This is a genomic window from Halohasta salina (genome assembly GCF_024178165.1).
GTDB classification, from domain to species: Archaea; Halobacteriota; Halobacteria; order Halobacteriales; family Haloferacaceae; genus Halohasta; species Halohasta salina.
Genome location: NZ_JAMZIE010000002.1, coordinates 469,927 through 493,519 on the forward strand (window position 1 = coordinate 469,927; position 23,593 = coordinate 493,519).

Genomic DNA, 23,593 nt, shown 5'->3' on the forward strand with positions numbered 1-23,593 from the left:
ACCCACCCTTCGACGTTCAAACGTGGTGAAACGACACTCGTTTTGAAACAGTTCGGCACTGATCGGTCTGCGTCGCCACCGACTGGCCACTACCTGTGGGTAGTTGGGTAGTCACTACCTAGTCGGCTCCGGTCGCGCTGCCGTCGTGACAACCCATCTATAACAAAGCCCGTCGGGGCCCCCGAGGGGGTGTTGACAGTGTCCGCATCGACCAGTCAGCACCGTTTCAGATATCCATGATGGTTCGAGACACCCCCCCACGACGACAGCGAACCGGACGCCAACTACGCAGACCGACCACCGGGAGGGTCGACTGATGTGCGGCATTACCGGACGTATCCGCTCGGGCAACGCGGTCGACGACCTGCTGTCGGGGCTCGAAAACCTCGAGTACCGCGGCTACGATTCGGCGGGCCTCGCCGTCCAGAACGGCCACGGGATCGACGTGCTCAAACGCGAGGGCGAGGCCGACGTACTCCGTCGACTGGTCGAGGAACGGGAGCCGACCGGGCCCATCGGCATCGGCCACACCCGCTGGAGCACCCACGGGCCGCCGTCGGATGCCAACGCCCACCCACACACCGGGACGACCGACCGCGTGGCGGTGGTTCACAACGGGATCATCGAGAACTACGAATCCCTCCGTGAGGAGCTTCGGGACCGCGGCCACGAGTTCACCAGCGACACCGACACCGAGGTCGTCCCCCACCTCGTCGAGGCGTTCCTCGACGAGGGATGCGAGCCGTTCGACGCGTTCATGCAGGCGGTCGACCGGCTGGAGGGAAGCTACGCGCTGGCGGCGATCGTCGAGGGGACCGACGCCATCTTCGCCACGCGGAACGGCTCGCCGCTGGTCGTCGGGCTGGCAGACGACGGCTTCTTCCTCGCCAGCGACGTGCCGGCGTTCATCGAGTTCACCGATCGGGTGATCTACCTCGAAAACGAGGACGTCGCGGTGCTGCGGCCCGACTCCTACGGGATCTTCGACCGCTCGTCGACGCCGGTCAAGCGGCCGGTCGACACCGTCGAGTGGTCCTCCGAGGACGCCCAGAAGTCGGGGTTCGACCACTACATGCTCAAGGAGATCCACGAACAGCCCGCCTCGCTCAATCAGACGATCCATGGCCGGTTCGACCCCGAGGCGGGGTCGATCGAGTTCGAGGACTTCGCGCCCGGCGAGTTCAGCGATATCTCCCGTGTGGAGTTCGTCGCCTGTGGCACCTCGTATCACGCCGCGCTGTACGGCTGTCACCTGCTGGGCCAGCGCGGGATTCCGGCCTACGCCCATCGCGCCGGCGAGTACGCCTCCAACCCGCGGCCGGTCGACGAGGAGACGCTCGTGATCGGGGTCACCCAGTCGGGGGAGACGGCCGACACCCTCGAATCGCTCCGGCGGCTCGACGACACACCCGCGCGCACACTCGCGTTGACGAACGTGATCGGCTCGACGGCAGCCCGCGAGACGGACGACGTGCTGTACATCCGGGCCGGCCCGGAGATCGGCGTGGCGGCGACCAAGACGTTCTCCTCGCAGGTGACGGCGCTGGCGCTGCTGGCCGAACGGCTCCACCGCGATATCACCGGCGAGCCCAGCGAGCACTCCGCGGAGCTGCTCGACTCACTGAGCGCGCTGCCCGACCAGATCGAGTCGATCCTCGATGCCGATCCGACCGCCGAGCTCACGCGGAAGTACGAGGGGATGGACGCCCACTTCTTCATCGGTCGGGGGATCGCCCATCCGGTCGCGCTTGAGGGGGCCCTGAAGTTCAAGGAGATCACCTACGAGCACGCCGAGGGGTTCGCGGCGGGCCAGCTCAAACACGGGCCGCTGGCGCTTGTGACCCCCAACACCGTCGTCATCGCCGTCTTCACCGGCGACCACGACGAGAAGACGCTCAACAACGTCCGAGAGGTTCAGGCCCGCGGCGCGTCGGTGATCGCCATCGCCCCGGCCGACGCCGACGAGATCGCCGCGACGGTCGACGACTTCGTCGGTATCCCGGCGTCGACGCCCGCGCTCAACGGCCTGCTGGCGAACGTCCAACTGCAGTTGCTGTCCTACCACGTCGCCAACCGGCTCGAACGCTCGATCGACAAACCACGAAACCTCGCCAAGAGCGTCACCGTCGAGTAGCCGGCCGGCGTGGCCACCCGAACGTACGATGAACCGCGGTCTGTGATTTTCTCAATAACAGTAATTTACTTTACAAGGGAGTGTTTATCTAGAAGTATCCCTCCCGCTGGCGGCATAGCCGGCGACTCCTACGCATGAGCTACCCCAATACGGACACCGACTCCCACCGGACTGACCGGACAGACCGCGTCTCGTATCTCTCCGACTGGCGGACCGCCGATTCGGCCGCGACGGCCATCGTTCTCTCGGTTGCCGACAACTTGGACTGTACGCCGATGGCCCTCCCCGCGCTGTCGACGGCCGTCGACCCCGATGCGCTGGATACCGTGCTGGAAAGCGGCGACGAGTCGATCGTGGTCAGCTTCAGCTACGCCGGCTGTGAGGTGTCGTTGCGGGGCGACGGCGAACTCGTGCTCCGATAAGGCGCGAAAAAGGGCGCCGTAGCGCTACTCGGCGGGCGCCGAGACGTACTCGTCTTCCCACTCGCGGCGCTGTTCGATCAACTCTCGGCCCTCGGGGGCGAGTTCGTAGTAGTTGGTGCGCTGGTCGTGGCGTCCCTTCTCGACCAGTCCATAGTCGACCAGCGTATCGAGGTTGGGGTACAGCCGGCCGTGGTTGACGTTGTCGACGTGCTTTTCGATCTCTCTGCGGACCATTTGACCGGAGGGCCGTCCGAGGCCTGCGATGACGTACAACAGGTCCCGCTGGAAGCCGGTCAGTTCGAACATACGGGTCATGCAGATGGACGGTCACCCCGCACCGTCATTGTTAGTTACTGCTGAAACCGATATGCAGTAATTTACCGGCGTTCCGGCCGAATACGGACCGGTTTACCCCCATGTTGGTACGTCGGTAAGCCACAGTGAACGGTCGACCCCGCCTCCGGCTGGCGATTGCAACGATTGCAACGGTGCACAATCACCGATCTATGTGGGTCAGGGATCTCTGAACGATCACCTTACCAGACAATCGAGTGACAAACTCACGGCGTCCGTCCATCCCGCCGCCGACGCGTCGCTCACTCGAGGCCGCAGAATAAACGCCGCTACATACACCTTCAATTTGTTGTGAATAAATCATTTGTGTGTCGGCTGAGTACCGACTACCAATGGTTGGGCTGACTCGGCTGTGGGATTCGTTCGGTGACAACCGACCGACGGCGAAGCCTTCGGACGGAGCGCGATGACAGACGTCGACGACCCCAAGCGGCTGGTCTCGGTCGTCGTCTGTGGGCTCCTCCTCGTGGCCGGCGGGGGTCCGGCCGTCGGCCCCGCCGGGGCTGTCCCCCCCTCGTCCCCGACGGCGGTTCCGACCGAGGGAGCCGCCCAGCTCTCGGAGGCGTTGTTCCGGGAGCCCTCGGACACCGTCGGCGAACCCGAACTGGCCGTGGCGCTGGCCGATCCGGTCGTCGAGCCCGGAACCGAGACGACCGTCGAACTCACGATCGTGAATACGGGCCAGATCGAGGCCGGGGCGAGCCTCGACGAGGCGACCGCCACCGCCCGCGGGCTCACCGTGACCGTCGACGACGACGAGGCCCCGGTCGAGGTGGCCGACGGGACGGCCGCCGTCGGCTCGTTGCCGCCGGGGGAGTCGGTAACGGTCCCACTGGCGGTGACCGCGCCGGCGTCGGCCGACGGCGACGAGGGCGAACTCGACGTCGAGATCGAGTACACCTACACCGAGATCGACGACGACAACACGGCCGACGACGAGACCGACACCGACGAGTTCGACGTCGACATCGAGGTCGGCGAGCGCTCGCGGTTCGCCATCGAGGACGCCGAGACCGACGCGCAGGTCGGCACCGACGGACTGGTCGACGTCGAACTCGAAAACGTCGGCGAGGGCGACGCCGAGAACGTCCGGGTTACCGCTCGCTCGCCTACCGGCGGGGTAACGATCGGCGCGGGCTCCGGCGGTGGCACAGCGACAGGGGTCGACACCCCACCGCAACGCGGCGACAACGGGGGTCGTAACGCGTCGCTGAGCGAGCGAGCCGATATGTCGACGGAGTCGGCGGCCTTCCTCGGCGATCTCGACGAGGGCGACGACGAGACGGTGAGCTTCGACAGCCGGATCGACTCCGAGGTGAGCGTCGAGAGCTACCTGCTCGAGGTGACCGTCGTCTACGAGGACGAAGACGGCATTCTTCGGGAGTCCGCGACGCTGGCGGCAGCCGTCGAGCCGACCGGCGCACAGACGTTCGCGCTCAGCGACGTCGACAGCAGCCTCGCAGTCGGCGAGAGCGGCACCATCACCGCGACGCTCGAAAACACCGGACCGGAGGCCGTCGAGACGCCGGTCGTCAGCGCCGAGCCCGCCTCCGACCGGATCGATATCGGCGAGGGTCAGATCGCAGTTGAGGATCTCGACGAAGACGAGTCGGCGAACATCAGCTTCGAGGCCGACGTCAGCGGCGAAGCCGATCCGGGGCCCCGGCCGGTGACGTTCACCGTCGAGTACGGCGTCGACGACGAGCGACTCGATAGCGACCCCTTCGTCCGCCGGGTCGCAGTCGCCGACGACGAGCCCGCCTTCACCATCACCGCCGTCGACGCGGCGGTGCCTGCCGGAACGACCCAAACGGTCCAGTTCAACGTGACCAACAACCGCGCCGAAGCGCTCTCGAACATCAACGTCTTCCTCTATCCCGACGGCCCACTCGACGTCGACGCCGACGAGGCGTTCCTCAGCGACCTCGAACCGGGCGAGAGCGAAACGATCAGCGTCGACGTTTCGGTCGACGAGGGGACCGAACCGCGGACCTACCCGCTCGAGGCCGACGTTCGGTACGACTCCGAGACCGACGACGATCTGATCTCACAGGTGTATCAGGTGCCGATCGACGTTACCGAACCGCCCGACGACGACGGGCTACTGCCGTCGCTGGTGTCGCTCGTCGGGATAATGGTGATCGCCGGCGGCATCGCCGTCGTCGTACGGCGACAGCAGTGAGATGCGAGCCGACCACGTCGTCGAACGGCTCGCCGACGGGACCGTCGACCACGCGCGCGCAGTGCTCGTCGCCACCGCCCTGCTGTCGGTCGTCTTCGCGGGTGGGCTCGGGTTGGTCGATCAGGAGGCCGGCACCGACCAGTTCACCGAGGAGGTGCCGGCGGAAGACGCCCGACAGCAGGTCGACGATGAGTTCGCGGGGACGGTCGGCGACAGCGACACCAGCGCCCAACTGCTGATCGAGGCCGACAACGTCGTCGCCCGGCCCACGCTGCTCCGGATCCTCGAAACCCAACGGCGGCTCGAAGACGACGGCACGCTCCGGATCGGCGAGACCACCAGCCACGCCGACCGGATCGCGGCCGAACTCGATCCCGACGCCGAGACACCCGCCGACCGCCGCCGGGCCATCGAAACCGCCACCGACCGCGAACTGGCGACGGCGATCAGCGCGGCCGATGACGGCTCGACGTTCGACGAGCAGGTCTCAACCGACTACAACCCGACGACGGGCCGGGCATCGACCGCGCTCGTGACGATCGAGTACGACCTCCCCGACAGCGTCACCACGAGTCGGCTCCAGACGCTACAGGCCGACAGCGCCGCGACCGTCGACGGGGTTGGGGGTCTCGAAATCGGTGCCAACGCCTACCTGTTCGGCGAGGGGATCCTCCAGACCGAGATTACCGCGCTGCTGACCGACACCGCGATCGTCGTCTTTCCGGCGGCCCTCGGCCTCATTCTACTCTTCTTGCTCGTGGCTTACCGCGATCCGGTCGACCTGCTCGTCGGGCTGTCGGCACTGCTGTTGACCCTCGTGTGGACGTTCGGCTTCATGGGGTATGCCGGCATTCCGTTTTCCGACGCGATCGTCTCGGTCTTTCCGCTCCTGTTGGCGGTCGGGATCGACTTCGGGATCCACACGATCAACCGCTACCGGGAGGCCCGCCCCGACGAGCCGACCGTCGAGACGGCGATGACGAACGCGATGCGACAGTTGAACACCGCCTTTCTGATCGTCACCGTTACCACCGTCTGTAGTTTCGCCGCGAACCTCGCCAGCCCGCTGGGCTCGCTCCGGGAGTTCGGCATCGTCGCGGCCGTCGGGATGATCGCCACGTTCGTGCTGTTCGTCGTCTATCTGCCCGCCGCGAAGGTCACCGTCGACCGACTCCGCGAAGGGTTTCCGGGGCTCGCGTTCGGCACGACACCGATCATCAGCGAGGGATCGCGGCTGGCTCGCGGGCTCGGCGGTGGCGTCGCCATCTCGCGGCGAGCCCCGGTCGTGTTTCTCGGTATGGTGTTACTAACGACCGCCGTAGCCGGCGGCTACGGGGCGGGTGTCGACACCGAGTTCTCCGAGGAGGCCTTCTTTCCGAGCGAGACGTGGATCGACCGCTACGAGCGGCTCCCCGAGCCGTTTGCCCCCTCACAGTACACGTTCATCGAGACGGTCGACATCCTCGAAGAGTCGTTCGACGAGCCGATCGGCGGCGGGGTGACGCTCTACGTCGACCAGCCGGTCCGTCGGGACGACTCCTTGGAGCGGATCGACCGACTCGGCCGCGATCCCCCCGGCAGCTTCGCCGAGACGAGCGCCGGCCGCGCCGAGACGGAGAGCATTCTGACGGTGATCGAGCGCCAGCGCGAGGCGGACCCGGCCTTCGACCGGCTGGTCGCCCAACACGACCGACTCGGCACCGGGGTTCCCGACCGGGATATCGAGGTGGTGTACGACGCTCTCGACGACTCGCCGCGGGCCGAAGAGGCCGACCGGTATCTCTCCGACAACCGTGAGAGCGCCCGCGTCGACGTCGCGGTCGACCCCGACGCCGACACGGCCACCATCGTCGAGGATGCCGAGGCGGTCGCTGCCCGGTCGCCGCTGTCGGTGGTCCCGACCGGCGAGCGAGTCGTCCAACAGCAGGTGATCGACGCGACACTCGACTCGGCGATCCGGAGTCTCGTCGTCGCCTTCGGCCTCACGGCGATCGTCCTCGTCGGTAGCTACCGCCTACTCGAAGGCCGGACCGTGTATGGACTGCTTAACCTCGTGCCGGTGCTCGTGACTGTCGGTCTCCTGCTGGCTTCGATGCGGCTGCTCGGCATCCCACTGACGCCCATCAACGCGCCGATCCTCTCGATCTCGATCGGGTTAGGCGTCGACTATACGGTGCATTTCGTCCACCGGTTCGTCGACGAGTTCGAGACGGCGGGGGTTTCCGAGGCACTCGCGGCTACCATCGCCGGGACGGGCGGCGCGCTCACCGGGAGCATGGTGACGACCGTCTCGGGAATCGGCGTGCTAGTGATCGCACTGATCCCACTGATCCAGGAGTTCGGGATCCTGATCGCGCTGGGGATCGGCTATGCCTTCCTCGCGTCGATACTGGTAACGCCGTCGGTGATCGTCGTCTGGGAACGGATCGCGGGTGCGCTGCCAGCGTCGCTGCGGTCGGTGTAGTCTCAACCGTCGGTATCGAGAGCCTCGGCGTCGAGCGGGCGGCTCTCGTCGCGATAGCGCTCGTAGGCGTCCCGTGCCCACGCGGCGACGACCGCGTCGTCGGTGTCCAGTGCCGCCTGTAGCCGGCCGTCGTCGTCGCGGATCAACAGCCCCACCCGGTCGTCGGTCACGGTGACCGCCAGCGGGACCGGGCCCTCGTAGATCCGGATCGTCGACCCATCGGCGTCGACGAGTCGGCCGAACAGCCCGGCGAGGGCCTCGTCGTCGGCGACCGGCTCGATCGCCGCGGCCGAAAACACCCCCTCGAAGCGGCCGCCACCCTCGACCCACTCGGTGACCGCCTCGAGCATGCGGTCGTTGAACGCATGCGAGAGCACGGTGACCTCGTCGGTCCGCCCGAGGAGTTCGATCACACGGCCGACCGGCGCGCCGGGGCGGGTCCGGGTCGGGACAGTGACCGTCGCATCCCGAAGCTGCCGGAGGTCGAACGACAGCTCTTCGGCCGGGAGCCACTCGACGAACTCCCGGAGCTTCAGCTCCGTTTCGACGACCGCCGAGAACTCCGCGATCCCCTCGGCGACGAGCCGGCCGGTCGGTGTCAGTTCGTACCCCTCCGGCCGGCGGGTGACCCATGTTCGCTCCTCGAAATCCCGGAGAATCCGCCCCAGCGTCGGCTGGGAGGCCCCGGTCGCCGATCCGAGTTCCTGACGACTCCGAGGGCCGTCGGCGAGTTCCGTGAGGACCGCGACCCGATTCTCGGAGCGAGCGAGAAACTCGATCTCCGCCAGTGGCCGATCCATACGTCGGGTTGGACCCTGCGATGGAAGTGGGTTTCGCCCGCGTTTCACGCCGTGAAATCGTGTCGTGCCGTGAGGAGGTTCCGCACGTCGACCGATTGTCGGCGCGGGTTCGTATTTCTTCCAATGAAATTTTTACTGAATTAATTTATACGGCTGTGGCCCCTTCTCCTAGTTGATGACCGACACCAGCGAAATATGGATGTTGTGCCGGGGTCGGACTGGAGGTCGACGGTGAGATCTCGATGTCGGACCCTGTGTTCGTTTCTGCTCGTGAGCGTCTTCTTCGGCGGGACGTTCGTCGCGGCGAAAGCCGGACAGGCGGACGTGCCGCCGCTGCTGTTGGTCGCCCTCCGGTTCGACATCGCGGCAGTGCTGCTGTTGGGCTACGTCGTCCTGTCGACCCCGCGGTCCGAGTGGCTCCCGACGAGTCGGGGCGACGTGGCGGCCATCCTCGCGGCGGGGCTGTTGGCGATCGGGCTCTCGAACGGCCTGCTGTTCGTCGGGCAGGGCTCTGTCTCCAGCAGCGTGGCCGCGATCGTCTTCGCGCTCGTCCCGATCTTCGCGCCGCTGTTCGCCGGCGGGCTACTGGCCGACGAACGGCTGTCGGCAGCGGGTGGGGTCGGCACGCTGGTCGGCCTCGTCGGCGTCGGCCTCGTGATCGACATCTCGCCGTCGACGGTGGCCCAAACGGTCGACGGCGGGGCAGCGATCGTCCTCGCGGGCGCAATGAGCCTCGCGCTCGGGACCGTGTTGATCCGCCGGGCCGACAGCGGGCTGTCGAGTACCGTCCGGACGGCGTGGGCGCTGCCGATCAGTGCCCTCCTGCTCCACGGGCTCAGCCTCCGGGCCGGCGAGTCGCTCGCGGCCGCCGACTGGACGCTCGGGGCGATCGTCTCGCTGGGCTACCTCAGCGTGCTGGCGGGCGCAGTCGCCTACATCTACTACTTCGGACTGGTCGACGAGATCGGGGCGACCCGGTCGAGTCTGGTGTTCTACGCCAGTCCCGTGGTCGCCACCCTCGGTGGCTGGCTCCTGCTCGGCGAGTCGGTGTCGGCGACGACGATCACCGGCTTCGGCGTGGTCGTCGTCGGCTTCGCCATCATCGGCCACGAGTCGCTCGCCCCGGTGGTTCGCCGCGTCCTCGGCCGGTCGACCGACCGCTGGGGCCCGGTCGAGACGCGGGGGAACTGAGCGGGTGTCGACGGCCCGCTGGACGACGTCTTTGGCAGCCAGTTCATCCTCGGAAGGCCCGACGACTGCGTATACAACCGACACGTCTGCCTCGGGCGGCTGCTGGATCGCAACTGGGTGCGACGATCTAGATCCCAGACGATTGATCTCGAGCCACCAGTTTCGTGGTGTCGATACCACGACCATTAATTCGATATTCTACAAACTATATCCCGAATAAGACCCAGATAGAGTCACTAGTTGTGCTATTTGAAACTCAAAATCTGTATTTGTACCACTATTAGCGCGGTTGTGTAAGTTTTATATACGCGTGGCTGTTTGGTAGTGGTAATGAGTGTCAAGGGGGTGTCGGTCTGAAGTACGGCTATATAATGGGTCGACGCTGGCTCAGTTGCCACCGGTCGACCCACAGACTGCTCGGTTGACTCGTTCAGCGTTCAGCCCAAGGATTTACTCTCTGCTTGGGTACTGCCTTAACAGTCCGACTGGCCGAATCGAAGCCGCTCACTGCGGCTTCGTGATCCACCGTTCTCGCGTTCACCACTCGCCGTGTACAATCAAGAGACTGTCCCGAGAGAACCCCGATTCCTCGTCGGCGTCTGCGACTGAGAGAGCGACTGTCCACGTCGGGACGGCGTACTCAAGCCTTCCTCGACCGACGGACGGTTAGTCTTCGGACGCAGAACCCTCGCGGCGAGCGAGCAAGATCCCGGCGATGATGAAAACGGCCCCGAGGACCAACAACCCTACCGTGAGTTCCCTGCCCGAAACGAATACGCCGGCTCCAATAGCACCCGTGCCAAGAATATGAAGGATAGCAGTTTGGTTCACAGAGACAGTACAGGGAGACTGGATTTAACGCCATTGGAAGGCACGTCTATGGTGGATACCGTACCAGCAGTCGCTGACTCCCGTCAGGATTCGGATTCGGTGCCAGCCGTGATGCCGAAATCTCGCCGGATACACGTTCGGGCAGACGATGGAAAACACAAGATTTCCGGGATTCTCCGACGGTGTGGGGTAAAAAAGCTAAACTGATATTCATGACCACCGAACAACTAGTCGTGAACGCTCCGCAGCCGAAGACAGGCAGACAGGAACGATACGAGGCTGCAGCCGAGTTCGTTCGCCAATGTTACAGCGAATGTGGTCGCGATGCTGCGATCGACGATCGTATCACGGATGTTTGGCATGCGATCGGCCAGACTGGACGCTATACCCACACGCCGATGGAGCTCGCACATGGTGCGAAAATGGCGTGGCGAAACAGCAATCGGTGTATCGGTCGACACTTCTGGGATCGCCTGCGAGTGCGTGACTGCCGGGATGCGACCACCCCAACAGCAGTGTACGAAGCGTTAGTCGACCATATCACTGCTGCCACAAACGGGGGGAACATCCGTCCAACAATCTCCGTGTTTCCAGCGGCGATGCAGGACTCCCCACGAGTTCGGATTTGGAATACGCAACTAATCCGGTATGCTGGCTACGACACGGGGACAGGAATCGTCGGCGATCCTGACACTGCGGCGCTAACGAGATATTGTCAGTCCCGTGGGTGGGTGGGTGAAGGCACCCCGTTCGATCTGCTTCCGCTGGTGATCCAGGTCGGGGATCGAGAGCCGGAACTGTTCGAACTCCCCGAAGAGACAGTAGTCGAGGTACCACTATCGCATCCGGAACACGAGTGGTTCGCCGATCTCGAACTACAGTGGTATGCTGTCCCGATCGTGTCCGATATGATATTGGAAATCGGCGGGCTCCGATATCCTGCTGCGCCGTTCAATGGCTGGTATATGGGCACCGAGATCGGCAGTCGAGATCTCGGGGATCGAGACCGGTACGACAAACTCCCGGAGATCGGTGAGCGACTCGGGTTCGAGACGACGACCGATAGATCGCTATGGAAAGACCGGGCGCTCACAGCACTCAACCGCGCCGTTTTGCACTCGTTCGATCGCCACGGGGTTCGAATCGTCGACCACCACACGGCTGCCGATCAGTTCGAGCGGTTCGAACACGAAGAACGAGCCGCAGGGCGTTCGGTGACCGGCGATCGATCGTGGCTGCTCCCGCCGAACGCCTCGTCGACGACACACGTTTTTCATACCGAGTACGACGAGACGGTTCGGACGCCGAATTTCTTTTATCGGGATGCATCGTTGCCGAACTGAGCAGGCGTATGCGGCGGGCCACTAGTCGTGCTTCCAGTCAGATAGCATAATACCGTAACCAAACCGGTCTGCTCTCCTTGCGCGCGCACGCGCGAAGACCTCATAAGTCTCAAGCGTCTACTGTTCAGTATGGAAAAAACGGGGGCGGTGACGACTGACAGTTCGGCTGAGTACGACCGGATCGATGTCTCAGTGCTGGTCATCGGCGCAGGTGCTGCTGGCGCACGAAGTGCGATCACACTCGCCGAACAGGGTGTCGACGACATACTCGTCCTCGGCAAACGGAATCACGGCGATGCACATACGACGTGGGCGCGTGGTGGTATCAACGGTGCCCTCGGCACCCACGACCCCGAAGACAACTGGGCAGTTCACGCCGCCGATACGCTCAACGAGGGCCACTTTCTCAACGATCCCGAGAAAGTAGAAACGGTCGCCAAACAGATGCCCGACCGTCTCCGCGAACTCGACGAGTGGGGCATGGAGTACTCGCGGACCGAGGACGGAGCGATCGACCAGCGGTACTTCGGCGCCCAGTCGTTCCGTCGCACCGCGTTCGCTGGCGATCATACCGGTGAATCGCTGCTCGATACGCTGGTCGACCGGGCCCAAGACCTCGAAATCCCGTACCGGGAGAACGTGATGATCACGAAGCTCCTCTCGGACGGCGAAGAGGTCCATGGAGCAGTAGGGTTCGATATGGATTCCGGCGACTTCGTGCTGTTCAACGCCGGAAACGTCGTGCTGGCTGCCGGTGGCTACGCGGCCATCTACAACCGCCATACCTCGCGTGACGACGAAAACAACGGTGACGGTCCCGCACTCGCCTACGATGCCGGCGCGTCGCTGATGGACATGGAGTTCGTCCAGTTCCACCCGACCGGGATGGCAGTAGACGACTCAGATCCCGACTGGGAGCCGTGGAGCGGTCGACTCGTCACCGAAGCGGTCCGCGGCGAGGGTGGTCGACTGTACAACAGCGAGGGAGAGCGGTTCATGGAGCGCTACTCGCCGGACCAGATGGAACTCGATGCGCGGGACGTCGTCGCCCGTGCAATCGCCCAAGAGATCGCGGAGGGTCGCGGGACCGACAACGGCGGCGTCTATCTCGACATCTCCCACCGTGATGCCGCGTTCATTCAGGAGCGTCTCCCGCGGATGTACGAGCGGTTCGACGACCTCGGTGTCGATATGGCTGCCGAACCGGTCGAAGTCGCCCCGACGTCCCACTACGGCATGGGCGGAGTCGCCGTAGACGAGTACGGAGAGACTGACGTGGAGGGACTGTTTGCCATCGGCGAGACGATGGCTGGCGTCCACGGGGCGAACCGCCTCGGGGGGAACTCGCTGGCCGAGACGGTTGCCTTCGGTGCGGTCACCGGCGACCGCCTCGTAGACCGGGTCGACGGGCCGGGTGCGGTCCCGGCCGACCTCGTCGACGAAGTCGCCGAACCCCATTTCGCGGCCCTTGATGCGATGGCCTCCCGTGAGGGGACCTACGACGTCATGGAGGTCGTCGCCGAACTCCAAGAGCTGATGTGGGACCACGCGGGGATCCTCAGAGACGAGTCGACGCTACAGGCTGGCCTCCAGCGGCTGTCGGAGCTCCGCGAGCAGAGTGCCGATATGGACGTCGGGCCGATCACGAGCGACTCCTTCGAGTTCGCCGTCGACATCGGCTTCATGCTGACGGCTGCGGAAGCGGTACTCCGCGGCGCAGCCGAACGCGACGAGTCACGTGGGGCCCACTACCGGACGGACTACCCCGAGACCGATCCGGAGTGGCAACGAAACATCCTCTTCGAGGACTCCGACATCGGTGGGATGCGGACCGATACCGCTCCGGTTGGCACGCCGAGTGACGCTGTGCAGACTGCCCTCGATGAGGGCCACGAACTCGATTACCACCAACTAGAGTGAGGCCGTTCCGAACGTGAGGTAGATAACGGCCCACCGTTGTCTGGCGGTTTTGTCTACTTCGCGCGACGTATGGACCGTAGTGGGTTGGAGCGGATTCGGACCCCAATTGCAAGCCACTGCGTAGATAGAAACCAGTGTAGTAAGTGATTTGACGCTCCTCACAAAGAGTCTCGTATGAATTGGCTGTTATTGGCGGCTGCAGTGGCTGTCAACGTCGTTGTCTGGATCTCACTGTTGTATCTGTTTTTTACGAACTGAGACGACCCAACCGGTTTCAGTGCAGCGGTTAGTTGCTATCTGTCGACGACAGACCCCACAGTCGTATTCGGATCCGCCGAAATCAAAACATGGGTTGGGGCGGATTCGCACCTCAGTCGCTCTCTTCGATCGCTCCCTGCTTCGAATCCGCCAGTCAACCGAACAGACGGCACCGACTCCTCGCTCCGCATACGCTCCGCTCGTCGTTGTGATGCCGTCAGAAATGGGTTGGGGCGGATTCGAACCGCCGGCCTGCTCCGTGTGAAGGAGCCGTCATAACCTGGCTAGACCACCAACCCGCTACCGTTCGCTACCTGTCGACCGGACTTAAAGGCTTCTTTCTACACCCACCGATAAAAACGCGGAATTACCCGATCAGGCCGTCTGCTCGTCGGGCTGACGGACCTGCCGCAGACGCTGGAATCCCTGGGTGGCAGCGACGCGCACCCGTCCCGTACGCGTTTCGGGCTCCGTGGGCTCCTCGACCTCGTAGCCGAGACGGGCCCGCACACGCCGCGTGACCGGAGCCAGCTCCTCGCCCAGCCCGAGTTTGAGGTGCGATGCGGCGCGGCCGAGGTAGTACCGTGCGTCACTGAAGTGCTTGTTCATATCTGACCTAACGGCAGCAACAGATATAGCTTTTGTGCCGACTGTTTTTAGGCCGTCCTAAATCGAAGCCTTGATTATTCTTTAGGCAAACCTAAAAACACGGCTGGCGGGCGTGGCTTCCCGCCGCCGCGTATTGCCTCCGTCGCCGGGTCGACGGCACCGTGGGCTCGATCGATAACCTGACCCGGATCGGCCGCCGCCACACACTCATCCGTCTGTCCCACCACGGCGGCGGTCGAACCCGCTTCCCGCGACAGTACCGTTCCAGCAGCGCGGCGTCCAGTCTCAGTACGTCGGCGACTCCTCGGGGACGCCGTCGCGGGCGTTGACCAGCCGCGCGAACGTAAACAGGGCGTCCGAAAGCCGGTTGAGGTACGTCACTGCCTCGGCGTTGATCGGTTCGTTCTGAGCGAGTTCGACCGCGCGGCGCTCGGCCCGCCGTGTGACAGACCGGGCGTGATGCAACGCCGCCCCCGCGTCGCCGCCACCCGGCAGAATGAACGACGTGAGGGGTTCGAGTTCCTCGTCGGCGGCATCGATCCACTCCTCCAGTTGGTCGACGTGCTCCTCGCGGATCCGCGGATCCTCGTCGTCGGGCTCGGGGGTGGCGAACTCCGATTGGATGATATGGAGGTGGTTTTGGACCGACGCCAGCCAGTCGTCGACGTCGTCGTAGCCGCTGGGACGGGCGGTCCCGATCAGCGAGTTGGCCTCGTCGACGACGCCGTAGGCCTCGATTCGGGGGTTGGTCTTCGAGACGCGGGAGAGGTCCCGCAGGTCGGTCTCGCCCGCGTCGCCGCGACCAGTGTAGATCGTCACTGTCGACCGCCTCCGCCGGTGTATCGGATTGACATACATCCCGTTTCGGTGGCGATCAGCAAGTAGTTTGGTACCGTCACTCGATCGCGTCACCTTCGAAGTCGACGATCGCCGACCGCCACGCCTCGGGCACCGCCACCGGCTCGTCGGCCGCGTAATCGTAGCGTACCACTACCACGGTCGCAGTCGACACGACGTCGCCGTCGACCCGGAGGTCGTGGTCGAGCGTCAGGCTCGTCGTGCCGATGGCCGAGACTCGCGTCTCGACGGCGAGGTCGTCACCGAACTCGATCGGTCGGCGGTAGTCGATCGACAGCGAGGCCACCACCGTCCCGACCGAAGCGAGGTCGACACCCACCACCTGCTCGAAGTAGGCCATCCGAGCCTCCTCGACGTAGCTCGCGTGGACCGCGGTGTTGACGTGGCCGAACGAATCGAGATCACGGAACCGGACCGGAAGCTGCGTCACGAACGGCTGGCTGGGCATACGGGAGCGCTCGGCGGCCGACCATATCGGGCTGTCGGACGGGGGAGCCCCTCCCGCCGCTCAGCCACCCATCGGTACACAGCAGATCGGCACGTCCGCGTGCCGGACGACCGACTCGGTGACGCTCCCGATCAGATAGCGCTCGACGCCGCTGCGGCCGTGGGTTCCCATGGCGATCAGGTCGATCGCGTGCTCGTCGCTATAGCTCCGGATGACGCGAGCGGCCGGACCGGTGCCGATCGTCGCGGTCACGTCGACCTCGGTTTCGGCCACCTGCTCGCGGATCGCATCCAGGGCGGCCTCCCCGGTCGATTCGAGGGAGTCGTAGACGCCCGCCAGCTCGCCGCCGGCGAACCGCCCGGTGTCGACCGAATACAGCGCGTGGAGCCGCCCGTCGTCGGCATCGGCCAGCGTGAGCCCCCAGTCGACTGCGCCGGCTGCCGCCTCGCTGCCGTCGGTTGGGACGAGCACCTCCCGATACCCGGCTCCGATCTCGTCGGTCGACGCCGGCGGGACCACGAGGATCGGGACGCTCGCCGTCCGGAGGACCTTCTCGGCGACACTCCCGAGGACGAGGCGTTCGAGCCCGCTGCGGCCGTGGGTGCCCATAACGATCAGGTCGACCCCGTGGCGCTCGGCGTACTCGGTGATCGACCGGAAGGGACGACCCCACTCGACGGCGGTGGTGGGTTCGGAATCGAGGTGGGGCTGAGCCAGCTCCGTGACGGTCTCGACCGCGCGCCGCGCTTCGGCTTCGAACCGCCCCTCTGGATCGGTCTCGTCGACACCCGACAGCGAGGAGTCGAGTTCGAGGGCGTCGACGACCGACAGTACGTGCAGTTCGGCACCCGCCTCGGCCGCGACCCCGATTCCGTGCCGGGCTCCCGTCTCGGCCCCGTCGCTACCGTCGGTCGGAACCAGAATCGTGTCGATCGGCTGGTACATGGTCGACGTTCGGTGCTGGCACAGTTAGCCGTAACTGTCGACAGACGAAGTGTTCCGTCTCCGATCCAACTCGAGTGATACGACCACGATTGTATATCGCGGGATACGATTTATCAGTGTGTCGGCGGCCACCGTCGAGCACCGATGAACGGATATCTTAACAGGACGCGGTTCGAACGCCGTGGTATGAGTCTGGAACGTAGCCAGTACTGTCCCGACTGTGGATCCGAGTCGACGTTCTACCGGGCCGCCAGCACCACCCTCCATCTCGGCGAGAAGGTCAAGTGGCGGTGTCCGGACTGCGAGTACACCTTCGTCGAGATCGACGGCATCGACACCCTCCCGGCCGAGAGCTGACCCCCGCGCTGGCCGCGCTGCCGGCGACAGCCGTGGGTCGACGCGTGGCCGATTCACGGTCGACTGCTGTCCGGACCGGTACCCCGGTTAGCGGGTCGCCCGGCAGCACGCGAGGCCACTTCGCTACTCCCTGTTTCGGCCTCGGCCGTTGGGCGTGATACTTCTGGATCCCAGTGTTACCGCTACTGCCCCGCGTCGGGCGGTTCGTCGACTACGCGTAAATGGGATAACGATATACGAAATAGCATAACTCGCACAGCGCAGCCATGACTGCTGGCCGCACACGGTGATGGGGACTGAGAGGTCCGCTCCGTCTCAGAGCAGAACCACAACCGTGTTGATAGCGCCGCGGTGAGTGAGGGTATGAGGCGGACGCGCGCGACGCTGTGGGTGATCTTGGCGTCGGCGACGCTGACGGTGATGGCCGGCGCGATCCTCGGGCCAATCGTGCCGGCAATCCAGTCGAGCCTCGGCGTCTCCGAATCCAGCGCCGGCCTGATCATCACGACTCACGGGGCGCTGATCGTGCTGGTCAGTCCGCTGGCGGGGGCGCTGGTCGACCGGATCGGCCCGCGCCGTCCGTTCGTATTCGGCCTGCTACTGTACGGGGTCGGCGGCGGGGCCGGCCTCGGGATCGACTCGTTTTGGCCACTGCTGGCCTCGCGGGCCGTCCTCGGTGTGGGCGTGGCGTTCGTCTACACCGGGATTACGGTCCTGATCTACCAGCTCTACGAGGGCCAGCGGATGAACCGTGCGCTGGGCCTGCGGAGCAGCGCCAACAGCGTCGGTGCGGTGATCTGGCCGCTCGTGGGCGGCGCGCTCGGGACGCTCTCGTGGCAGGCCCCCTTTGGCGTCTACCTGATCGCCTTACCGCTCGGCCTGCTGGCGATCCTGACGGTTCCCGAGACCGGCGGCCGACAGCCGACCGCCGACGGCGGGACCGACGAGTCGGAGACCGGAGGGGAGACCGGGCTCGCCGGCGTCGTCACCGTGTTCCGCCGTCGACCGACGCTCGTCGGCGTCTACCTGCTGTATTTCGGGGCGAACGCGCTGCTGTACACGATCGTCGTCTTCTATCCGCAACTCCTCGAAGGCGTCGGGATCACCTCCTCGTTTTCGATCAGCCTCTATCTCGCCGCCAACGGGCTAGCCGGTGGCGTCTCGGCGGCGCTCTACGACCGTCTGATCGCCCGGACGAGTCGGCCCGTCCTCGTTGTTGCGGCGCTCACTCTGTGGACGGTTGCGTTCGCTGGGGTGCTGCTCGTCGACTCGCCGCTCTCGGCGATCCCCTCGGTGGTCGGCTTCGGCCTCGGACTCGGCCTCGTCTTCCCGTCGGCGTTCGGCTGGATCGAGGCGCTTGCGCCCGCCGGTCGACAGGGACAGTTCAGCTCCTATCTCGCCTCGGCCGGCTACACGGGACAGTTCGTTTCGCCCGTGTTCTTCGGCCCGCTGGTGCCGGTCGTCGGCGTCCGTGGCGTCTTCGGGGCGGCCGCAGTCGTGGCGACAGCCGGGCTCGTCGTGGTGGCTGTCCTCGGACGGTGAGCGAACGGAAAACTAGTCGGCCGGCTGTTCGGACTCGGGCTCGGACTCGAATGCTACATCGAGACACCGGCAGGCGTCGAGTTCCGGATCGAAACAGTCGGGACACTCGGGTTTGCGATCGATGATGGTATCGAGTCGCTCGGCGACGGTACCGTCGATGACGGGTTCGAGTTCGCGGGCCTCCGCACGGAACTCCTCGACACCGAGGACGTTGGCGAGGAATCGCTCGATGATGCAGTAGGTCTGGAGGGCATCCCGCGCGCGAACGATCCCGTCGTCGGTGAGACTCACGCCCTTGTACTTCTCGTGTTCGGCCAGTCCGCGGTCTTCGAGTTTGCCGATCATCTCGTTGGCGCTGGCGGGACTCACATCGAGCATGTCGGCCACGCGACCGGTCGCGGCGGGTTCGTTGTCCTGCTGTTGGATCAGATAGATGGCTTTGAGATACTGGTTGGCCGTGTTCATTCGCGTTCCTCCATGATCGTGGTTACTCGCTCGACGCCGTCGCGCTCCTCGTCTTTCAGCCCCTCCAGCACCTCGACCACGTGCTCGCGGTCGACGCTAAACTCGGCGTCGCTGGCCTCGATCGCTTCGATCAGGTCGTCGTAGAACTTGTAGGCCGTCTCCTCGTTGCAGAGTTGGTCGTAGAGCACGCCGTCGAAATCCTCGGGTTTGGTCTTGCCGTAGCGGGCCTCGACCAGCGTCTCGATCTCGTCGAAGGGGACGCTGTCGACGGTCAGTCCTTCGATAAGATCTTCGAGCCGCTTGCGGTGGTCGGCGGACTCGTCGGCGGCATGCGAGAGCAACTCCTCGATCTCGGCATCGAGGTCACGCTCGTCGGCGGCCAGCGACTGGTAGTGGCGGTGGGCGCGAGCCTCGACGACCTCTTCGAGGACGATCCCGATCTGGAGCAGGCGGGCCAACTGGCGGTCCGACCCCACCTGCTGACCGAGACTCACGGCCGTCCCCCGTTCGATACTGTCGATTCCATACGTTCCTCTCTGTGCGTTGGGAACTTACGGTTTTCCCCTCGGCCGTTCACCGGGGGTCAGCGACCGAACAGCCGGTCGACCAGCGACCGTTTCTGTGGCCGCTCGGCCAGCAGCACCGAGGAGTCGACGTCGTTGAGCACGTCGAAGGCCAGCGAGCCACGGACCAGCCGCGAGAGGAGCCCCTCGCGGGTCGCCCCGATGATCACCATCGACCGGTCGGCCGCGTGGTGGGCGATCGCGCCCTCGACATCCCCGGAGGTGTCGACGATCCGGTTTGCCTCGTCGAGCCCGCGGTCTTCGGCCCACTCTTCGAGGAACGCCTCGCCGTCTTCTTGTTCGGATTCGTCGTCGGCGACGTACAGCAGCGAGACGTCGGACCCCTCTTCGAGGAGGATCTCGGCAATCTCCGCGGAGAGATCCGAACTGTAGCCGCCCGCCGTCGGCACGAGCACGTCCGAGAGATCGAAGCCGCGATCCTTCATTACGAGGAAGTCACACGGAAGATTGCTGGTAAGTTCGTCCAGTGGGGACTCGACACGACCGGCCGACAGCGCGGAGTCGGCACCGCCCCACCCCATCACCACGAGGTCAGCCGCATCGGTTTCGGCGGCGTCGAAGACCTCCTCGAAGGAGCGATGCGAAAGGATAGTCTTCGTCTCGACGGGCGCGCCGAACGTCTCGGCGTCCTCGCGGGCGGCCTCGAGGAGTTTCTCCGATTCGGCGTCGATCCGGTCGACGTGCTCCGAGCCAGCGTACAGCGGCGTCTGATCCGGCACCTGGACGATGTGGGTCGCCACGACGGTGCCGCCCTTTGCCTTCGCAATCAGGCTGCCGAGTTCGATCAGGTCCCGCTCGGTTCGGGGGTTCGACAGCGGTACCATCACGCGGTACTCGCCGCCGTCAGGTTTGACCGAGGAGGCCGCCGACACCGCGGCGTCGGGCATCTCCTCGGACCGCGAGAGGATGTACTCCGAGAGCACGCCCTCGGCAGTCGTCCGCGAGCGTGCGTACAGCAGATACCACGCGACCGCCAGCGCGACGAAGATCCCACACAGCAGGACGACGAACGGCTCAATAAAGCCGATCAGGGCAAAGGAGAGCACGGCTCCGAGAATCGGCACGATCGGGTAGAGCGGCACCGTGAACTCCGGGTCGTACTCCTCGGGGTCGGCCTCCCGCATAACGATCAGCCCGATGTTCAACAGCCCGTAGACGACCAGATGCAGCACGCTCCCGGCGGTCGCCAGCAGTTCGAGGTTTCCGGCCAGAATGAACAGCACGATCAGCCCGCCGGTGAGCGCGATCGATTTGTACGGCGTGCCGAACCGCTCGTGGACCTCGTTGAGCTGCGGCGAGACGATCTTGTCCCGACCCATGGCGAAGTTGATCCGCGACGACGAGAGGATCGAGGCGTTGGCCGACGACGCGGTCGCCAGCAGCCCGCCGAACAGCATCGCCAGCGCGCCCAGCGGCCCGATCAGTATCTGGGCGACCTCGACGACCGCCGTATCGTTGCCCGCGACGATCTCGTTCGGTACGGCCGCCAGCACTGCGAGCAACACGAGCGCGTAGATGACTGTCACGATGACGACGCTGCCGACGATGGCGATCGGGAGATTACGGCCGGGATCCTGGATCTCCTCGGCAACCGAGGTGATCTGGACGAAGCCGAGATAGGAGACGAAGATCAGTCCCGTCAGCGGGAGCAGCGGCGCGTAGTCGTTCGGCGCGAACGGACGAAGCGATTCGATATCGGCGTTCAGTACACCGAACAGCGTGAAAACGGTGAGAATACCAAGCAGCGTGAAGACGATGATGTTCTGGAGTTTGCCGGTCTCCTTCGCGCCGAAGTAGTTGACCGAGACAAAAAAGACCGCCCCGAGCAGGGCGATGATCTTCGCGCTCGACAGCGGGATCGGGGCGAGGACGATTCCCGGTATTTCGAGCGCCGCAATAACGAGGTCGCCGAAGGGAGCCGACGAAACGATCTCGGTCAACAGCGGCTTGAACGCGATGACGTACTCGCCGAAGCCGAACATATAAAAGGCGGAAGCGAACGTGAGCCCAATCCAGTTGCCCCACCCGGCGATAGAGCCGAACATCGGCCCCAGCGAGCGGTTGATGTAGAAGTACGCGCCGCCGGATTTCGGCATCGCCGTCCCGAGTTCGCTGGCCGACAGCGCGGTGAAGATCGCAATAAACCCGCCGAGGACGAACGCCCCCGCAGCCAGCGGCCCGGCCTGTTCGACGGCTGTCCCCGGCAGGACGAAGATGCCCGCGCCGATCATCGTCCCGATCCCGATGGTCAGCGCCGAGGTCAGCGTCAGGTCTTTGGCGAGTTCTTGGTCACTCATCTCGACCCTCCAGTGAGCGACAGTCGACGCCTCGCCAGTGGCCCGGACCGGTCGACTGACCGAAGCAGCTGTGCTCAATCATACCGAGTGGTTCGTCGCCTTCGGTTTAATCGATTCGACTGTCCAACGAGGCGGTGTCGCCTGACGCCCCTGCCGGTCACAGTGTCGACTCGGTGTATCATACCGATCACTATCTACGATCTGTACTTAACGTGTTCGACAACTACATTCGGCATACACAGATGCATATTTAAACTGATTTGGTATACAGCATTTGTAACGGATTGTAGTTCGGATTTAGACATCTGGATCTACGACACGTTCCAGTTGCCACAGAACACTTATACAGGCTGTTCGTGTCGACTGCATATGGATCAGTCAGTCGACACGGAGCTTCTCTCTCATGTTATCGTGCCCGTTGCGACCAAGGAAGACGCACGGATAACCGCCCAACAGCTCGCCCCGTACAGCCCGAATCACGTGACTGCACTCCACGTCGTCGAAAAAGGCGATGGTGTAGTGGACAAGACGCCTGTCGAGCAGTCCGAGGAGATCGCCGAAGCGGCGTTTGCGGCGGTCCGCGAGGAGTTCCCCAACGCCGACACGCAGACTGCCTACGCACGGAACGTCGTGAAAGCGATCTTCCAGGCCGCCGACGAGGTCGACGCCAGCGCGATCGCCTACCGCGCACGCGGCGGCAACCGTCTCGTCCAGTTCCTCTCGGGGGATCGCTCGCTGAAACTCGTCACGCAGGCCGACCGCCCCGTAATCGCGCTGCCGAACGTCGACGACGAGTAGTTACCGCTTACGTTCCGGTACCGACAGGCTACTTCCGGTTCCGGAAGGCCACAAGCGTCTCGTCGCTGATCCCGCCACGGGAAAACAGCGTGACGAGGTCCCCCGCCTCGATCCGTGTCTCGCCGTGCGGTGTCAGTACTTTTCCCTCGCGTTCGATGGCGATGACGAGCGTGTCGTCGTCGAGCAGTCCGCGGCGGCTGGCCCCCGAGAGCGGTCGCCCGACGATCGGCGAATCCTCGCCCGCCGTGACTTCGACGATCTCGGAGCCGCCAGCCAGACTGGTGAAATCCGACAGCGTCTTGCGTTCCTCCTCGGGTTCGGGGCCGTACGGCGAGTAGGGGTGGACCGATTCGGTCTGGACCAGATCCTCGTCTTCGATATCGATACCGAGACTGGAGATGGCGCGGGCGATCCGCCGGAGGTCGTCGATCGACTCACCCACCGCCAGCACGTGGAGGTTCCGGCGACCGGTCATTAGCTCCCGGACGTTGACCACGCCCGGCACCGCGCGGACCTTGCTCGCATACGATTCGCGTTCGTCGACCGGCGCGTTGCAGAGATAGAGGTTCGTCAGGCGGCCGTCGGCAGCCTCGAAGTCGACCGCGGCGTGGTAGCCGGTGATGACGCCTGCTTCTTCGAGGCGGTCGATCCGGTTGCGGATCGTCGCCGGCGAGACGTCGACCGCCGCGGCGATCTCGGGGGCCGACGTCCCGCGAGCGTCGGCCATCAACTCGTAGATCACCCGGCGGTCGATCTCGTCGAGCTGCGTGTCCATACCCCGGCCACACAGC

At 64.8% G+C, this 23,593-nt stretch carries 20 protein-coding genes and 1 tRNA gene; 10 read left to right on the forward strand and 11 right to left on the reverse strand.

Annotated features, from left to right (window positions below):
• Positions 1–316: 316 nt before the first annotated feature.
• Together glmS and NKJ34_RS06450 are read left to right on the forward strand one after the other, a co-directional pair.
• Complete coding sequence (gene glmS / locus NKJ34_RS06445; RefSeq protein WP_253737460.1) at positions 317–2,134, forward strand: glutamine--fructose-6-phosphate transaminase (isomerizing); 1,818 nt, start codon at positions 317–319, stop codon at positions 2,132–2,134.
• 134 nt (positions 2,135–2,268) lie between these two features.
• On the forward strand, positions 2,269–2,556 hold the full coding sequence (locus NKJ34_RS06450; protein ID WP_253737461.1) for a HalOD1 output domain-containing protein: 288 nt from the start codon (positions 2,269–2,271) through the stop codon (positions 2,554–2,556).
• Positions 2,557–2,580: 24 nt separating this feature from the next.
• On the opposite strand, the gene NKJ34_RS06455 is transcribed toward NKJ34_RS06450, so the two are convergent.
• Complete coding sequence (locus NKJ34_RS06455; RefSeq protein WP_253737596.1) at positions 2,581–2,862, reverse strand: PadR family transcriptional regulator; 282 nt, start codon at positions 2,860–2,862, stop codon at positions 2,581–2,583.
• Positions 2,863–3,316: 454 nt separating this feature from the next.
• Between NKJ34_RS06455 and NKJ34_RS06460 the strand changes: the two genes are divergently transcribed.
• Together NKJ34_RS06460 and NKJ34_RS06465 are read left to right on the forward strand one after the other, a co-directional pair.
• On the forward strand, positions 3,317–5,092 hold the full coding sequence (locus tag NKJ34_RS06460) for a COG1361 S-layer family protein (protein ID WP_253737462.1): 1,776 nt from the start codon (positions 3,317–3,319) through the stop codon (positions 5,090–5,092).
• Between the two features lies 1 nt (position 5,093).
• Positions 5,094–7,556 carry an efflux RND transporter permease subunit gene (locus tag NKJ34_RS06465; RefSeq protein ID WP_253737463.1) on the forward strand — a complete coding sequence of 821 codons (2,463 nt, stop codon included), beginning with the start codon at positions 5,094–5,096 and terminating at the stop codon, positions 7,554–7,556.
• Between the two features lie 2 nt (positions 7,557–7,558).
• On the opposite strand, the gene NKJ34_RS06470 is transcribed toward NKJ34_RS06465, so the two are convergent.
• Complete coding sequence (locus NKJ34_RS06470) at positions 7,559–8,356, reverse strand: helix-turn-helix transcriptional regulator (RefSeq protein ID WP_253737464.1); 798 nt, start codon at positions 8,354–8,356, stop codon at positions 7,559–7,561.
• Between the two features lie 231 nt (positions 8,357–8,587).
• Between NKJ34_RS06470 and NKJ34_RS06475 the strand changes: the two genes are divergently transcribed.
• From NKJ34_RS06475 to NKJ34_RS06485, 3 genes are all read left to right on the forward strand, one after another.
• On the forward strand, positions 8,588–9,547 hold the full coding sequence (locus tag NKJ34_RS06475; RefSeq protein WP_253737465.1) for a DMT family transporter: 960 nt from the start codon (positions 8,588–8,590) through the stop codon (positions 9,545–9,547).
• Positions 9,548–10,590: 1,043 nt separating this feature from the next.
• Positions 10,591–11,721, forward strand: a complete 1,131-nt coding sequence (locus tag NKJ34_RS06480; protein ID WP_253737466.1) for a nitric oxide synthase oxygenase — start codon at positions 10,591–10,593, stop codon at positions 11,719–11,721.
• A 129-nt stretch (positions 11,722–11,850) separates the two neighbouring features.
• Positions 11,851–13,641, forward strand: a complete 1,791-nt coding sequence (locus tag NKJ34_RS06485) for an L-aspartate oxidase (protein ID WP_253737467.1) — start codon at positions 11,851–11,853, stop codon at positions 13,639–13,641.
• Between the two features lie 482 nt (positions 13,642–14,123).
• Here the strand turns inward: NKJ34_RS06485 and NKJ34_RS06490 are convergent.
• From NKJ34_RS06490 to NKJ34_RS06510, 5 genes are all read right to left on the reverse strand, one after another.
• Positions 14,124–14,198: transfer RNA gene (locus tag NKJ34_RS06490), tRNA-Val, on the reverse strand.
• A gap of 76 nt (positions 14,199–14,274) precedes the next feature.
• Positions 14,275–14,508 carry a hypothetical protein gene (locus NKJ34_RS06495; RefSeq protein WP_253737468.1) on the reverse strand — a complete coding sequence of 78 codons (234 nt, stop codon included), beginning with the start codon at positions 14,506–14,508 and terminating at the stop codon, positions 14,275–14,277.
• A gap of 285 nt (positions 14,509–14,793) precedes the next feature.
• Entirely contained in the window at positions 14,794–15,327 is a 534-nt protein-coding gene (locus tag NKJ34_RS06500) for a cob(I)yrinic acid a,c-diamide adenosyltransferase (protein ID WP_253737469.1), read from the reverse strand.
• A 76-nt stretch (positions 15,328–15,403) separates the two neighbouring features.
• Positions 15,404–15,814: an acyl-CoA thioesterase gene (locus tag NKJ34_RS06505; RefSeq protein ID WP_253737470.1), complete on the reverse strand. Its 411-nt coding sequence runs from the start codon at positions 15,812–15,814 to the stop codon at positions 15,404–15,406.
• A 60-nt stretch (positions 15,815–15,874) separates the two neighbouring features.
• Entirely contained in the window at positions 15,875–16,759 is an 885-nt protein-coding gene (locus tag NKJ34_RS06510; protein WP_253737471.1) for a universal stress protein, read from the reverse strand.
• A 186-nt stretch (positions 16,760–16,945) separates the two neighbouring features.
• Here NKJ34_RS06510 and NKJ34_RS06515 point away from each other — a divergent pair, with 186 nt between their 5' ends.
• Positions 16,946–17,116: a DUF7838 family putative zinc beta-ribbon protein gene (locus tag NKJ34_RS06515; protein ID WP_253737472.1), complete on the forward strand. Its 171-nt coding sequence runs from the start codon at positions 16,946–16,948 to the stop codon at positions 17,114–17,116.
• A gap of 363 nt (positions 17,117–17,479) precedes the next feature.
• Positions 17,480–18,658, forward strand: coding sequence for an MFS transporter (locus tag NKJ34_RS06520; protein WP_253737473.1), 1,179 nt, complete (start codon positions 17,480–17,482; stop codon positions 18,656–18,658).
• 12 nt (positions 18,659–18,670) lie between these two features.
• Here the strand turns inward: NKJ34_RS06520 and NKJ34_RS06525 are convergent, their stop codons facing one another.
• The 3 genes from NKJ34_RS06525 to NKJ34_RS06535 all read right to left on the reverse strand — a co-directional run bounded on the left by NKJ34_RS06525 (position 18,671) and on the right by NKJ34_RS06535 (position 22,004).
• Positions 18,671–19,123 (reverse strand): metal-dependent transcriptional regulator, encoded by a 453-nt coding sequence (locus NKJ34_RS06525; protein ID WP_253737474.1) that lies wholly within the window; start codon positions 19,121–19,123, stop codon positions 18,671–18,673.
• A complete protein-coding gene (locus tag NKJ34_RS06530; protein WP_253737475.1) occupies positions 19,120–19,617 on the reverse strand; it encodes a ferritin-like domain-containing protein in 498 nt (165 codons plus the stop codon). Before NKJ34_RS06530 ends, NKJ34_RS06525 begins: the two co-directional genes overlap by 4 nt.
• An 89-nt stretch (positions 19,618–19,706) precedes the next feature.
• On the reverse strand, positions 19,707–22,004 hold the full coding sequence (locus NKJ34_RS06535; protein ID WP_253737476.1) for an amino acid permease: 2,298 nt from the start codon (positions 22,002–22,004) through the stop codon (positions 19,707–19,709).
• A 369-nt stretch (positions 22,005–22,373) separates the two neighbouring features.
• On the opposite strand from NKJ34_RS06535, the gene NKJ34_RS06540 reads away from it, so the two are divergent.
• Positions 22,374–22,802, forward strand: a complete 429-nt coding sequence (locus NKJ34_RS06540) for a universal stress protein (protein WP_253737477.1) — start codon at positions 22,374–22,376, stop codon at positions 22,800–22,802.
• A gap of 28 nt (positions 22,803–22,830) precedes the next feature.
• Here NKJ34_RS06540 and NKJ34_RS06545 read toward each other — a convergent pair whose 3' ends face one another.
• Positions 22,831–23,577: an Lrp/AsnC family transcriptional regulator gene (locus tag NKJ34_RS06545; RefSeq protein ID WP_253737478.1), complete on the reverse strand. Its 747-nt coding sequence runs from the start codon at positions 23,575–23,577 to the stop codon at positions 22,831–22,833.
• Between the last annotated feature and the right edge of the window lie 16 nt (positions 23,578–23,593).

Bases quoted from the DNA above. Each gene is read 5' to 3' on its own strand.
- glmS (WP_253737460.1), top strand. From the start codon at position 317: ATGTGCGGCATTACCGGACGTATCCGCTCGGGCAACGCGGTCGACGAC.
- NKJ34_RS06450 (WP_253737461.1), top strand. From the start codon at position 2,269: ATGAGCTACCCCAATACGGACACCGACTCCCACCGGACTGACCGGACA.
- NKJ34_RS06455 (WP_253737596.1), bottom strand. From the start codon at position 2,862: ATGTTCGAACTGACCGGCTTCCAGCGGGACCTGTTGTACGTCATCGCA.
- NKJ34_RS06460 (WP_253737462.1), top strand. From the start codon at position 3,317: ATGACAGACGTCGACGACCCCAAGCGGCTGGTCTCGGTCGTCGTCTGT.
- NKJ34_RS06465 (WP_253737463.1), top strand. From the start codon at position 5,094: ATGCGAGCCGACCACGTCGTCGAACGGCTCGCCGACGGGACCGTCGAC.
- NKJ34_RS06470 (WP_253737464.1), bottom strand. From the start codon at position 8,356: ATGGATCGGCCACTGGCGGAGATCGAGTTTCTCGCTCGCTCCGAGAAT.
- NKJ34_RS06480 (WP_253737466.1), top strand. From the start codon at position 10,591: ATGACCACCGAACAACTAGTCGTGAACGCTCCGCAGCCGAAGACAGGC.
- NKJ34_RS06485 (WP_253737467.1), top strand. From the start codon at position 11,851: ATGGAAAAAACGGGGGCGGTGACGACTGACAGTTCGGCTGAGTACGAC.
- NKJ34_RS06495 (WP_253737468.1), bottom strand. From the start codon at position 14,508: ATGAACAAGCACTTCAGTGACGCACGGTACTACCTCGGCCGCGCCGCA.
- NKJ34_RS06505 (WP_253737470.1), bottom strand. From the start codon at position 15,814: ATGCCCAGCCAGCCGTTCGTGACGCAGCTTCCGGTCCGGTTCCGTGAT.
- NKJ34_RS06510 (WP_253737471.1), bottom strand. From the start codon at position 16,759: ATGTACCAGCCGATCGACACGATTCTGGTTCCGACCGACGGTAGCGAC.
- NKJ34_RS06515 (WP_253737472.1), top strand. From the start codon at position 16,946: ATGAGTCTGGAACGTAGCCAGTACTGTCCCGACTGTGGATCCGAGTCG.
- NKJ34_RS06520 (WP_253737473.1), top strand. From the start codon at position 17,480: ATGAGGCGGACGCGCGCGACGCTGTGGGTGATCTTGGCGTCGGCGACG.
- NKJ34_RS06525 (WP_253737474.1), bottom strand. From the start codon at position 19,123: ATGAACACGGCCAACCAGTATCTCAAAGCCATCTATCTGATCCAACAG.
- NKJ34_RS06535 (WP_253737476.1), bottom strand. From the start codon at position 22,004: ATGAGTGACCAAGAACTCGCCAAAGACCTGACGCTGACCTCGGCGCTG.
- NKJ34_RS06540 (WP_253737477.1), top strand. From the start codon at position 22,374: ATGGATCAGTCAGTCGACACGGAGCTTCTCTCTCATGTTATCGTGCCC.
- NKJ34_RS06545 (WP_253737478.1), bottom strand. From the start codon at position 23,577: ATGGACACGCAGCTCGACGAGATCGACCGCCGGGTGATCTACGAGTTG.